This window comes from uncultured Mailhella sp. (assembly GCF_944324575.1).
Taxonomy (GTDB): Bacteria; Desulfobacterota; Desulfovibrionia; order Desulfovibrionales; family Desulfovibrionaceae; genus Mailhella.
The window spans coordinates 16,898-29,955 of sequence record NZ_CALUWV010000022.1; the positions used below are offsets into that span (position 1 = coordinate 16,898).

10 protein-coding genes and 1 pseudogene are annotated in these 13,058 nt (G+C 59.8%); 5 read left to right on the plus strand and 6 right to left on the minus strand.

What is annotated here, in order from left to right; all coding sequences use genetic code 11:
- Positions 1 to 6: 6 nt before the first annotated feature.
- The 3 genes from Q0J81_RS04415 to Q0J81_RS04425 form a co-directional block, all read right to left on the minus strand.
- On the minus strand, positions 7 to 849 hold the full coding sequence (locus Q0J81_RS04415; protein WP_294446225.1) for a tetratricopeptide repeat protein: 843 nt from the start codon (positions 847 to 849) through the stop codon (positions 7 to 9).
- Positions 850 to 874: 25 nt separating this feature from the next.
- Entirely contained in the window at positions 875 to 3,778 is a 2,904-nt protein-coding gene (locus Q0J81_RS04420; protein ID WP_294446226.1) for an insulinase family protein, read from the minus strand.
- A gap of 104 nt (positions 3,779 to 3,882) precedes the next feature.
- Complete coding sequence (locus tag Q0J81_RS04425; protein WP_294446227.1) at positions 3,883 to 4,257, minus strand: hypothetical protein; 375 nt, start codon at positions 4,255 to 4,257, stop codon at positions 3,883 to 3,885.
- Positions 4,258 to 4,627: 370 nt separating this feature from the next.
- On the opposite strand from Q0J81_RS04425, the gene Q0J81_RS04430 reads away from it, so the two are divergent.
- Entirely contained in the window at positions 4,628 to 5,110 is a 483-nt protein-coding gene (locus Q0J81_RS04430; RefSeq protein ID WP_294446228.1) for an EVE domain-containing protein, read from the plus strand.
- A gap of 235 nt (positions 5,111 to 5,345) precedes the next feature.
- Here Q0J81_RS04430 and Q0J81_RS04435 read toward each other — a convergent pair whose 3' ends face one another.
- On the minus strand, positions 5,346 to 7,412 hold the full coding sequence (locus Q0J81_RS04435; protein WP_294446229.1) for an elongation factor G: 2,067 nt from the start codon (positions 7,410 to 7,412) through the stop codon (positions 5,346 to 5,348).
- A 274-nt stretch (positions 7,413 to 7,686) separates the two neighbouring features.
- Between Q0J81_RS04435 and trmFO the strand changes: the two genes are divergently transcribed.
- The 4 genes from trmFO (at position 7,687) to Q0J81_RS04455 (ending at position 11,674) form a co-directional block, all read left to right on the plus strand.
- Positions 7,687 to 9,108, plus strand: a complete 1,422-nt coding sequence (gene trmFO, locus Q0J81_RS04440) for a methylenetetrahydrofolate--tRNA-(uracil(54)-C(5))-methyltransferase (FADH(2)-oxidizing) TrmFO (RefSeq protein ID WP_294446230.1) — start codon at positions 7,687 to 7,689, stop codon at positions 9,106 to 9,108.
- 290 nt (positions 9,109 to 9,398) lie between these two features.
- Entirely contained in the window at positions 9,399 to 9,767 is a 369-nt protein-coding gene (locus tag Q0J81_RS04445) for a hypothetical protein (protein ID WP_294446231.1), read from the plus strand.
- A 101-nt stretch (positions 9,768 to 9,868) separates the two neighbouring features.
- Positions 9,869 to 10,831: a magnesium transporter CorA family protein gene (locus tag Q0J81_RS04450; RefSeq protein ID WP_294446232.1), complete on the plus strand. Its 963-nt coding sequence runs from the start codon at positions 9,869 to 9,871 to the stop codon at positions 10,829 to 10,831.
- A 174-nt stretch (positions 10,832 to 11,005) separates the two neighbouring features.
- Positions 11,006 to 11,674, plus strand: coding sequence for a C40 family peptidase (locus Q0J81_RS04455; protein WP_294446233.1), 669 nt, complete (start codon positions 11,006 to 11,008; stop codon positions 11,672 to 11,674).
- A 284-nt stretch (positions 11,675 to 11,958) separates the two neighbouring features.
- On the opposite strand, the gene Q0J81_RS04460 is transcribed toward Q0J81_RS04455, so the two are convergent.
- Both Q0J81_RS04460 and Q0J81_RS04465 read right to left on the minus strand, forming a co-directional pair.
- Positions 11,959 to 12,810: an FAD/NAD(P)-binding protein gene (locus tag Q0J81_RS04460; protein WP_294446234.1), complete on the minus strand. Its 852-nt coding sequence runs from the start codon at positions 12,808 to 12,810 to the stop codon at positions 11,959 to 11,961.
- A 9-nt stretch (positions 12,811 to 12,819) separates the two neighbouring features.
- Positions 12,820 to 13,058: pseudogene (locus Q0J81_RS04465) on the minus strand (hypothetical protein); the annotation flags it as partial.

A 13,058-nucleotide genomic window follows, 5' to 3' on the forward strand; every position in this document is an offset into this window, starting at 1 on the left:
GTATGATTACTTCTTGAAACGGTCGCGGACCGGCTTGCCCGCAGGATCGGTAGCGTCAGGATAAAGCTCGAGCACACGCTTCCACAGGGGCAGCGCGTCGGATGAGCGTCCCATGCCCTCCAGAAGCCAAGCGCCGTGCACCAGTGCCGGAGCAAAGGAGTCGTTGAGCGCAACGGCCTGTTCATAGGCCACGAGAGCCGTGTCCTTTCTGTTCCGGGCCTCGAGCTGGAGCGCGGCGTCCACCAGTATTTCCGGCATGATGTCGCGGAGCTTTGCGCCGCTTGCCAGCGTAAGGGAAGGATTGTCCCTGAGCACGGACTGCCAGAAGGCTACGGCCTGCGCCGGCTGTTCGAGGTCAAGCAGCATGGTCACGCCCTTGTTGAACACGGCGTTTCGGTGTCCGGGCTGATCCAGGAGCGCCTGATCGTAGCATTCCACGGCCTTTTCCGGCTCGCCCCTCATGCGGTACATGCTGCCCATGTCGGTGCGCACGTCGGCATTGCCGGGTTCAATGCGCAGCGAAGCCTGATACGCTTCTATGGCTCCGTCGGGATCGCCGAAATCAAAGCAGGCGTTGCCGAGCTTGGTCCAGGCCTCGGCGCTTTCCGGCTGCTTCATGGCATCTTCCCTGAGATGCTTTATGTGTTCCGCCTGCGCCGCGGCATCGGGCATGGTCGACGTCGCGGCGGGAGCCGGCGCGGAAGCGGCAGTCTGTGCGGGAGTATCCCGCATGATCGCCTTGTGTTCTCCCATCATGCTGCCGCAGGCAAAACCTGCGACAAAGGTGACAAGACACAGAATCACGGCAGAGCTGGTCAGCATGGTGCCGCGCGTTTTCTCATTCTTCATGACATGTCCTTCGCAGTCCGGCACGCTACAGCACCCGGGTTATGGTCCATCCATCCGCCCGGGCCGCGGTTTCGGCATCGGCCCCGCCGAGCACGCAGGGCACGGCCTTCTCAAGCGCACGCGCCAGACAGGGCGCGAAATCATGGAAATCAGAAAGTCTGGTCGCAAGAATCTCCTCGCGGATGCGCTGACGCTGCTCATCCGTCTCGCCGCTCATCCAGCGGGAAAAGGCCGTTGCACCCTTGGCTCCGGGCAGCATGTAGGCGTCCACGTCGCCGATGGCTCCCACCACCGCGCGGGTGATGTCGGTCTCGGACAGGGAAAGATTGCCAAGATAATCTGCAGTCTCACGGTAGACGCGCAACGTGTTCTCAACGTTGGGATCGCGATAGGAGGCAAAGGTGAAGGCTCCGGTGGCGCGGCCGTAGCGGGCAAAGCAGCCGTAGGCCCCGCCCTGCACGCGCACGCGATCCCACAGGTAGCCCATGCGCAGATGCCGCAGGATGACCGCCTGCGAACCGCTGTAGACGTATCCGGTGTCCTTCAGGCTGAGCCCGAGCCCCACATAGTTGACCTGTGCGGGAATGCCGAGCAGCTCGGCACCGGGAAGAGGCGCAAGATCAAAGGCACAGGCTTCCAGAGGACGGGAAGGCAGACGTCCCGCCAGTGCTTCCAGAGACGAGCGCGCAGCGCCGAGCAGCGCGGCGTCGGCCGTCATGTCCAGCTTCACGTCGTCGCGGCGGACAATACGCTCATGCAGTTCCGTCAGATCGTCTCGCACGCTCTCCCACGCCTCGTCCACGCGCCGGATGAGCTCGCACACGTAAAAAAGTGCGCTGACGCCGTTCATTTCCTCGGAAATGCGGCCTGCAGACGACAGCGCGCCGTTCAGACGGGTGTTTACGAGAATATGCCCGGAAGGCACGGCGGCCTGCTCCATGCGGGCCTTCTCCTCAAGGGCCATCTGCATGAAGCGCTCGCGATTGTCGAAGTCGGGCTCAAGAAGGATCTCCTCCATGAGCGCAGTCATGCGATTCACCTTGTCCGCAGTGCATTTGCCGGAAACGGAAAGATAGCAGACCGGAGAGGCATCGGACACGCGGGACAGCACCACGGCTCCCGCGCCGAGACTGCCGGTATGGGCCGAAATCTCAAAGCCGAGCGTGACGTAGTCGCTGCGCTTCGTGCCGAGCTCCGTGAGCGCACGGGCATAAAGCGGCACCAGCGGCAGCAGGCGGGCAGGCACGGCGGAAAGGTCGAAGGCAAGACGGGCGTAGAAAATGCCCATGGTGTCGAGCTCATGGCTCACCACGTCAAGTCCGTCCTTCTGTTCCACAACGCAGGGAAGCACCGCGTTTTCGGCGGGAAGATCTTTCTTGCCGAGGCTAGGCACCGTATCCAGAGCCTCCTGAGAATCAGGCTTCTGCTGCGCGGCGCGAAGGGCCGCGGCGATTCTTACCACCTCTTCGCGTTCCTCTTCACTCATGCCGTCATGAATGGCGGCAAGACGGGCGTCCTCGGCCACCTGCCTGGCAGCGGCAAGACCGGCGTCGGGCAGAAGCAGCACGGTGACGCGATGGGTATTGTCGAGGAACCAGCGGCGGATGGCGTTCTCAAACACCTTTTCGCCTGAGGCAAGGCGCGTCTTGATGGAGGCCAGCGGCTTTTCCCAGGCCAGCGGCGCGAAGGCGTCGCCGTCATAGAGCCAGTCGGAGAGGCTGCGGAACATGGCGGCAAGCCCTCTCGGGAACGAACCGGTATTGTTCTCGCGCAGCATGAATTCCAGAGAATTGAGCGCGGCTTCCACGGCCGGAGCGGGCACGCCGTTTTCCGCCAGATCGGCAAGCGTGTCCATCATGAGGCGTTCCACCTCCGGCGCACTCTTCGCGTCTATGGAACGAAGGCCCATGGAGAAGTATGCCTGCCGCAGATCGCTTTCAAGCCCGCAGCCGGAAATGTCCTCGCCGAGCCCGGAATCCATAAGCGCCTTGCGCAGCGGCGAGCCCGGCAGCCCGGCAACAATGTGCTCAAGCATGTTGAGCACGAACATTTCCTCGGTATCCTTCGATTCGCACAGAAGCCAGTTCACCGCAACATGCGCCTTGTCGGCATCCTCGCCTTCAGAGGCGGCATAGGGAACCTCGAGAAGTCTCGGGGAGGAAAGCCGGGGCTGGAGCGGCACTTCGGAATGAACTTCGCGCCGCACATATTGCGCAAGCACTTCGGCTATGCGGGAAAGACGTCCCTCTTCAGGATCGTCGCCCCAGAAAAAGAAACGCGCGTTGGACGGATGATAATAGGTGGCGTGAAATTCGCGGAAGGCCTCGAAGGTGAGCGTGGGGATCACGGCCGGATCGCCGCCGGAATCAAGACTGTAGAGCATGTCCGGAAACACGGCATGCTGACACTCCTCCATGAGCACGGAATCGGGCGACGAGTACACGCCCTTCATCTCGTTGAACACCACGCCCTTGAACTGCCAGGGGGCATCCGGCCCTTCCGCCTCGATGTGCCAGCCTTCCTGACGAAGCACGTTCTCGTCGATGCGGGGATGAAACACGGCGTCGAGATACACGTCCACCAGATTGTAGAAATCCTGAAGGTTGCAGCTCGCCACGGGATAGCAGGTCTTGTCGGGGAAGGTGAGCGCGTTGAGAAACGTCTGAAGAGAGCTTTTGAGGAGCTCAACAAAGGGCTCCTTCACCGGATACTTGTCCGAACCGCAGAGCACGGAGTGCTCGAGAATGTGAGCCACGCCGGTAGAGTCCTTCGGCGGCGTACGGAAGCTCACGCCGAAAGACTTGTTCTCGTCGTCGTTGCAGACGGACAGAAGTTCCGCGCCTGTGACGTCGTGCTTCCAGAGCCGGACACGACCGCCGGCCTCATGAAGACTCTCTTCCCTCACAAGGGTAAATCCATGGCTGTTCATGCGTTTTCCTTATATGCGTTTTTCCTGTGTTCAAAATGAAAAAGGCGGCCCGTGGCCAGGTCGCCAGCGACGCCCGCGCGGGCAGAAGACCGGACCGTCATTTCTCAGCAGTTTGCGGCGCGAAGAATCTCCTCGGCCTGTTCCAGCGCCATGCCGTCTTCCATGCCGCACAGCGTGCGTACGGCAAGCAGAAGCAGATCGAGAGGAATCTCCATGGTGTAGCGACCGTTGTATATCACGCAGCGCTCTCCGTGCACGGATATGCGATAGGCACGGCAAACATTTCTTTCTCCGCTGCCCTTCTGAATGACATACACCTGTTCGTGCTGATCGGTGACATAAAGCTTCTGATGCGTCAGAACACCGCTATATTCATCGTACCACACCGCCTCGGAAAAAAGCCGTCCATAAAACATGAAATCGGCACCGTTTTCCAGATGCAGCGTCATTTTTTCCAGTTCATTCATTGCGGTGGCCATGACAACTCCATTTCCAACATGATGCATGAGGCCTGAGCCTCTTTTGTCCTGCATAGCATCCGCGCATGGACAGTGTCAACGTTGATATTGATAACCATTTGAAATGCATTGTGTTTAATTTTATGTACGCAGAAATTGAACCAAGGTTCCCTTTCCATTTCCTCATCTGGCTCTGCAGAAACACACGGGGAGAAAAAAACAGAAGGAACAGCCTTTTTCTCCCCGTCGAAAAGACGCACGGCATAAGAGTCTTCCCAGCATGAAGAACAGCCCCCTCCCGGCCATGTTCTCTCCGCGCTCTTGTCATGGTCGAAACTCGACCTTATAGAAAAAACATTGCCCGCCTCTCTTACCCCATCAAGGATGCTCCATGCAATACTGGCTTTTTAAAACGGAACCCGGCTGCTTTTCTCTGGATGATCTCATATTTTCCCCGAACTCAACCACGTCCTGGGACGGCGTACGCAACTATCAGGCCCGCAATCTCATGCGCTCCATGAAAAAGGGCGATCTCGGCTTCTTCTACCACAGCGGCAAGAAGCCGGAAATCGTGGCTCTTGTTGAGGTAGTGCGCGAGGCCTACCCGGACCATACGGCACAGGATCCGAAAAACCGGCACTACGACGAAAAGGCCACGCCGGAAAATCCCCGCTGGTACATGGTGGACGTAAAACTGGTACGCCGCTTCGAGAATCCCATTCCTCTGGACGAACTGCGCAGACAGCCGGAACTTGAGGGCATGGAGCTGCTCAGGCGCGGCAGCCGCCTGTCGGTGCAGCCCGTGGAAGAGCCTTTCTTCCGGCATATCATGGCCATGACCGGAGACGAAACGCCTCCTGAAACCACGCGTTAGACGACGCTCCTCCGGCATCAATCGGAAAGCCCTCCTTCCGAAGGACGCGACAACGCTGCGGACTCCGACCGTATCACGCGAAAGCCGAGCCCCGTGCAACGCCTCTTCCGGCAATGCTTTGCCCTTTCTCTTTTTCCCGCATATGAAAGGACGGCGCCCTTTCCCTTCTTCGGAAAGAGCGCCGTCCTTTCATGCACGAGGGGGGAAGAAGTGTCTTCCCCCCCTCGATTTCAAGCTATTCGCCGGCCTTGGCCGCCTGATGCTCAGCCACGACCTTGTCAACCACAGGCTGAGGCGCTTCCTCATAGTGATCGAATTCCATGGTGAACACGCCCTGACCGCCGGTCATGCTGCGCAGGTCGGGAGCGTAGCGCAAAACTTCGCTCATGGGCACGTTGGCCTTGAGTTCGGTGATGCCGCCCTGAGAGTCGGAACCGAGCACCTTGCCGCGACGGGAGGACAGATCGCCGATAACGTCGCCCATGTATTCGTCGGGAATGGTCACGGTCATCTGCACGATGGGTTCGAGCAGAACGACCTTGAGCTGGGACATGGCCGCCTTGAAGGCGATGGAACCGGCCATTTTGAAGGCCATTTCGGAAGAGTCCACGGTATGGTAGGAACCGTCGTACACGCGCACCTTGAAGTCCACCACGGGGCAACCGGCGAGGTAGCCTCGGGCCGCGCTCTCCTGAATGCCCTTGTCGATGGCGGGAATGTACTGACGGGGGATGACGCCGCCCACAATGGCGTCCTCAAAGGTATAGCCGGAGCCGCGGGGAGCGCCTTCCATTTCTATCCAGCAGTCGCCGAACTGACCGCGACCGCCGGACTGCTTCTTGTGACGGCCCTGCACCTGCACCTTGCCGCGCACGGTTTCGCGGTAGGGCACCTTGGGCGTCTTGAGCAGGATGTCGACCTTGGAGCGACGGCGGGCCTTTTCCACGGAAATTTCGATGTGCAGCTGTCCCATGCCGGAAAGCAGGATGTCGGACGTTTCCTCATCGCGACCGAGCTTGAGAGTGACATCTTCGTCAAGCAGCTTCTGCACGGCGGCAAAGACCTTGTCTTCGTCGCCCTTCTGCTTGGGCGCAAGGGCGAAGGTGATGAGCTGCGGCGGCAGCTTGGGCAGCTCCACCACAAAGGGAGCCTTGTCGTCGCTCAGCGTGTCGCCGGTACGGGTGCTCTTGAGCTTGGTCACGCCCACGATGGAACCGGGGCCGAGGGTGTCCTTGCAGGCGGTCTGCGTCTTGCCGTTGACATAGAACAGCGAGCCGAGACGCTCCATTTCGCCGGTGCGCATGTTCTTCAGCGAGGAGTCGGAAGAAATGGTACCGGAAATGACGCGCAGCATGTTGACCTGACCGGAGAAAGCATCGTTCAGAGAACGGAACACGAAGCAGGCTGCCGGACCTTCGGGATCGGCGACGCGCTCGGAACCGTCGGCGCCGAGCACGGCCGGACGGTCGGCGGGAGAAGCCAGCAGATTATTGATCTGATTGAGCAGACGGCGGCCGCCGCGGTTCTGCATGGCGGAAGAAGGCAGCACGGCCACGATCTCGCCGGAAAGCACGCCCTGACGCAGACCGAAGGTGATATCCTCGTCGGACAGGGAGCCTTCTTCAAGATAGCGGTTCATGAGCTCTTCGTCGGAAGAGGCGATGTTCTCCACGGACGTGTCGCGCAGAAGCATGACTTCATCCTCGAGATCCGCCGGAATGGGCATTTCCTCGGTTTCGCCGTTTTCCAGGAAACGGAAGGCCCTGGTTGCAAACACGTCCACAAGGCCGATGAATTCGCCGTTTTCCAGCACGGGAATGTAAAGCACGACGGGACGCACGCCAAGGTGCATGGTCAGGCTGTTCAGCGCGGCGTCGAAGTCGGCACGTTCGCGGTCCATTTTGGTAATCACGGCAACGGTGGGAAGGCCGGCGCTCTTCACGCTCTTCCACATACGGCGCATCTGCGGACGCACGCCGTCCACGGCATCGACAACGATAATCGCGCTGTCCACGGCGGAAAGCAGCCATTCCATGTCGCCGGCGAAGTTGGAATCGCCGGGAATGTCGATGAGATTGTGACGATATCCCTTCCAGTCAAAGGTGGCAAAGCCGGGCTGAATGGAGCCGCGACGCTTGATCTCTTCGGGTTCGTAGTCCAGAGCCGTGGTGCCTTCTTCTATGGCGCCAAGACGGTTGATGATTCCAGCCTGAAAAAGCAGCATTTCTGCCAGCGAAGTCTTACCACAGCCACCGGTGCCGACAAGAGCGTAGGTGCGCTGGTTCTCCAAAGCTATGGACATACGATTCTCCACTAGGGTTTGAATTTCTCTTGGACGCAAAAAGGGCGCGAGGCCCCTGCATCAGTTCAGTGAATCCTTATATAAGGTCATAAAAAGTGCCGCCATACCCTGTCAAGCGCATACCGCTATTTTTCTGGTGAAAAAAGGACTTTTCTCCCGGCACATCATAAAAGAGTGACTTCCCTTCCTTCTTTCAGTAAGGTTTGAGCCGCGCGGTACGAACGCGCCTTTTTCAACGGCGGGACACCGCCCCTTTTCTTACCACGGAGTCGTTATGGATACCTCAACGCCCGCTTTCGTCATCATCGGCGGCGGACTTGCCGGCTGCGAATGCGCGCTCGCCCTTGCGCGGGCTGGGCTCGCCTGCACGCTGTACGAACAGAAGCCCGAAGCCTTTTCCCCCGCCCACACGAGCCCGCTGCTCGGCGAGCTTGTCTGCTCCAATTCCTTCCGTTCCAACGATGCGCAGGGCTCCGGCGTCGGTCTGCTCAAGGAGGAGATGCGAAAACTTCACAGCGCAACCATGGCCGTGGCCGAAACCTGTTCCGTTCCTGCGGGCAAGGCTCTTGCCGTGGACCGTACGCTGTTTTCCGAAACGCTGACCCGCCTTGTGGAAGAAGAACCCCTCATCACGCTCGTAAGGCGTCAGATTCCCTCGCTCGACGCGCCGGAACTGGAGGGAAAAACCGTCATCGTGGCGGCGGGACCGCTCGTTTCGGAAAACCTTGCTGCGTCCATTGCGGAGGTCATCGCTGCAGATGGCGACGATACGCGCCTGTATTTCTACGATGCCATAGCCCCCATCGTCCGCGCCGACTCCGTGGACATGAGCATAGCCTTCCGCGGCTCACGCTACGGCAACGACGCGCCTCCGCCCTATTCCGACGACGCGCCCTTTCTGGAAAAGCCCATGGAGACCATGGTTGACCCCGAAGCAAAGGACAACGGCGATTATCTGAACTGTCCCATGACGAAGGCTGAGTACACGGCCTTCTACGAAGCGCTGCGCGAGGCCGAACGCGTACCTGCTCACGATTTTGAAAAGGAAATACATTTCGAGGGCTGCATGCCCATCGAAGCGCTTGCCGACCGTGGAGACCGCACGCTCACCTTCGGACCGCTCAAACCCGTGGGATTCACCGATCCGCGCACCGGCCGCCGCCCTTACGCCCTGCTCCAGCTCAGAGCCGAAAACGCAGAACGCTCGTCCTTCAATCTCGTGGGCTGCCAGACCAAGATGACCTACGGCGCGCAGGACAACGTGTTCCGTCTCGTGCCCGGTCTTGCCCATGCGGAATTTCTGCGCTTCGGCAGCGTGCACCGAAACACCTACGTGAACGCTCCGGAGTGCCTGAACGAAGATCTGTCGCTCAAGGAGCGGCCGAACGTGCATCTTGCCGGACAGATCACCGGTGTGGAAGGTTATGTGGAATCCGCAGCCTGCGGGCTTTGGCTCGGTCTTCTTCTCGCCGCCCGGGCCCGGGGCCGGACGCTTGCCCTGCCGCCGCAGACCACGGCCCTCGGTGCGCTCATGACGCATCTCAAGACGCCTGCCAAAAAGTTCACGCCCTCCAACATCCATTTCGGCCTCATGCCCGAGCTTGCCGAACGCACGAAGAAAAAGGCCCGCAAGGCGGAAATGGCCGACCGCGGCCGCGCCGACTTCGACGCCTGGCTGGCTGAATCCGGGCTCTGACGGACTGCGTCTCTCCCGGCGGCCGCAGCCGTTTTTCCGGGAGAGACGTCATTTCGGAAAAGTCCACGCGGCAAAACCTGCGGAAAACGTGCAGAACCGGCGGGCTTTGACCTGCATGACGCAGCTTCTGAGAGCCGCGGACGCCGGCGCAAAAATTCTTCGGCACGCAGCGCGCCGGAACAAGAAGACGCCGAAAACGGCTTCCCCCCTTGAAAAGCAAAAAGCTGCATCCGGGGACGACCGGTCGACTTTCCGGCATCCGCAGCCGCGCACCCCTTCCTGGAGGCATGATGGGATTTTTTGAAACCCTTCTGAAACTGCCGGGGAAAAAACTGGCCCGCGCATTTCTGAACAGCGAGAAAGCCATGACGCTTGCCAACGCCCGTCTGTCGGATTTTCTTCATATTCACAGCATCGTATGCCGCGAGGATCTGAGCCTCATGATCTGCTTTTCCGTCGACGGCATGGAGCAGGCAATAACCGTCACCATAAGCGACTACTCCGTAGCCGAGGACGGAAGCTGGATATGCGTGGGAAAGGCCGGCTCCACCGTTGCCGGCATTGATCGCGCTCTTGCCGCCTTCGTGCAGGGCAGGCGCATTCCTGTACCGGAAAAATACGCCGCAAAGGTCGCCATGATAAAAAAGTTTCTGCTGTAGACCGCCTTCTGCAGAACTTCTGCCTCTTCTCTGCCCTTCGCCCGCGCATCTCTCATCCGCGCCGCCTTTTCAGCCCCACACATTCATGCTAGTTTTTCTCCATGGAAATACGGCACTACCATCTCACGGCCCGGGACTGGCGCTGGCTCAAGAAGGCGCCGTCCGAAGGCGACGCCATTCTTGTCTGGCACGACATACGCATGGAGGAAACACCGGAGGAGCTGCAGCACCTCGGTGTCTACCTGCACGGTCTGCACGTGGACGCCGAAGCAGCGACGGCCTGCACCGTGCCCGTGAACTTTCCCGACGTGGACGTGTCGGGCGGCTGCGTGTTCGTGCGCTTTCCGCTGAGAACGCAGTGGAACAGTCCGAAGGCCTCCTATGTCATGATGCTGTGCATGAAGGGCATGCTTGTGAGCATAAGCCCTCCACAGATTCCTCTTTTCGACCGTGCCCTCTCACGACTTGAAAACGGAAGCGAACTTTCCGAACCCTCCAGTCAGGCGCTTCTGCTCTTCATCATGGACGCGTGCACGGACATGAGCACGCGCCAGTACATGACGGCGCGCGCCGCCGTGGAGGCCCTGGCCGACAGAATATACGACGAGCCGGACAACATCGGGCAGGACGAACTTATCACCATACGCCGCTCTGTGGGACGCCTCTATTCTCAATTCGAGGATCAGCTCTACTGCATGAGCGTGCTGCAGAGCCTGCAGACGCAGAGCGTCCCCTTCAGTCATCTGAAGGCGGAACTGCGGGATGTCATGGACAGCCAGAATCACCTGGTGCGCAGTCAGGATCAGCTGGAAATACGCCTTCGCGACCTGCACAACGACTGTCTGCTTCACGCTCAGCGCAGGACCGACTACCGCCTGCGCGTGCTTACCGTGCTTACATCCCTCTGCATGCCTCTCAGCGTGATCGCCGGCATCTACGGCATGAACTTCCACTTCATGCCCGAGCTCGAATGGAAGTACGGCTATTTCGTGGTGCTCGGCATCATGGTGGTCATCACCGCGTCACTGCTCGCCTTCTTCTTCCGCCGCGGCTGGTTCAAGTGACTATGCCCGGAAAGACTCCTTCCGGGAGCTTCATTTCCAGGGACAGCCATAAAAATCCGGGACTTGACAGCTTTCTCTTTCAAAGGCACCCTTGACACATTCCTCACACGCTTACTTTTTCATTCCACGCGCCGCTTCTTTTTGACGTTCCGCGACGCCGACAGGAGCCCTTTCATGCATCCGTGTCTTCGCGCTATCGCTTTTCTCTTCTGTGCCGGTCTCACGGCCTCCACGCTTTGCGCCTGTCAGCCAAAAGCCGGAGCCGAACTTGTTTCTGCTCCGCAAACGCTGCCTTCCGAGGTCTCGGCAAGCTCCATGCTGCCCGGACCGGATTCACCTTCGACGCTGTACCGGGCCAATCTCTGTCCCACCGTCATGTCTCTGGGAGAAGACGTGGCCGATGCCGCGCGCGAGCACATAGGCGTGCGCTACAGAAGCGGCGGTGCATCGCCCGCATCCGGCTTCGACTGCTCGGGCTTCGTGTACTGGGTCTTTTCCGAACAGGGCGTCTCCGTTCCCCGCGATTCCGTGCGCCAGTCCCGCGCGGGACAGGAAGTGGCCAAGGCCGACCTTCTTCCCGGCGACATTCTCATCTTCCGCATCGCCAACACGCCCAACGGCAGACACTCCGCCATCTACCTCGGCGACGGACGCTTCATCCACAGTCCGTCGGCCGGCTCCCGCGTGCGCATAGAAAATCTGGAAGCCGACTACTGGAAGCGCCACTACATGACGGCAAGACGCGTGCTGGAGGAACCGCCCTGTGATCTCGACGTCTACGGCAACCCCGAACTTGCCGACACACAGGCCCTGCTTGAAGAAATAGGCATCGGCAAGAAATAACATGAAACACTTGCAGGCGTCTCGTATCCCATGATTTTCTCTGTCCTTTCTTCAGCGGGACCCAAAAGCACACTGGCCCCTGGACGGAATCATTGTAACTGCTCCCGATCCTCGCACTGAGACGTCTGCCTTTTTCAGCCGGACGACAAGAGCGCCCCTCGCCGCCTTCCATTCAGAGCTGAACAGCGATCTTTCAAACACAAAAAGCCGTTCATCTCCTTCAGACATAAAAAGGCCCCTTCCGAAGAAGGGGCCTTTTCGTTGTTCATACCTTTTCCGCCGGACTACATTTCCGGAGGCAGCTCGTTGAGCTGGGCCTGCGAGAACACAGGACCGTCGAGGCACACGTACTTGCCGCCGAGGTTGCAGCGACCGCAGATGCCTATGCCGCACTTCATGCGGCGTTCAAGGGTGGTGATGATGTTCTCGTCCTTGAAGCCCATTTCGCGGAACGCCGCCAGCGTGAACTTGATCATGATGGGCGGGCCGCAGAGCACGGCGATGGTGTTGTCGGGGCTGGGGGCCAGCTCCTTGAGCACATTGGGAATCATGCCCACGCGGTGAGGCCAGTTGGGAGCCTCGCGGTCGATGGTAAGCGTGGTGTGCAGCACGTCGCTCTCAAGCCAGCCGGGAAGATCGGCCTTGTAGGCCATGTCCTCGGGAGACCGTGCACCGTAGAGCAGGCTGAGCTTGCCGTATTCAGAGGCATGCTCCATGACGTGGAGCATGATGGTGCGGATGGGCGCCATGCCTATGCCGCCGCCCACGAACACGATGTTCTTGCCCTTCCACTGCTCGTAAGGGAAATAGTTTCCCAAAGGAGCACGCACGCCCACCTTGTCGCCGGGCTGGAGCTTGTGGATGGCGGTGGTCACCTCGCCTGCGCGCATGACGGAAAACTGAATGTAATCCTTGCACGAAGGCGGAGTGTTGATGACGAACGTGGATTCGCCCACGCCGAACACGGAAAGCTGTCCCACCTGACCGGGCTGGTAGGTGAAGCTGTTCCATGCTTCCTCATTGTCAAAGCGCACACGGAAGGACTTGATGGTGGGAGATTCCGTGATGACTTCCAGAACCGTAGCGACTTCAGGCAGGTAAGGATTCTTGCTGCAGCCGCAGTCATGTTCACTCATATTCTCTCCTTACCTCTTCTTGGCCTTGCTTCTGGTGGAGGACTTGGGGGCGCTCTTCGGAGCCTTGGGAGCGGGCGCGGCCTTTTCCTCGACGACAGGCACGGGAGCATCTTCCACAGGGGCAGCCTTTTCAGGGGCGGCCTCCTGCGCGGGAGCCTCGGGAGCGGCAGCTTCCGCAGCAGCCTTCACCACGTGGGCGGATTCCCGTTCCTTCGTTCCGGGAGACTCGGCCGCAGCTGCGGGAGCCT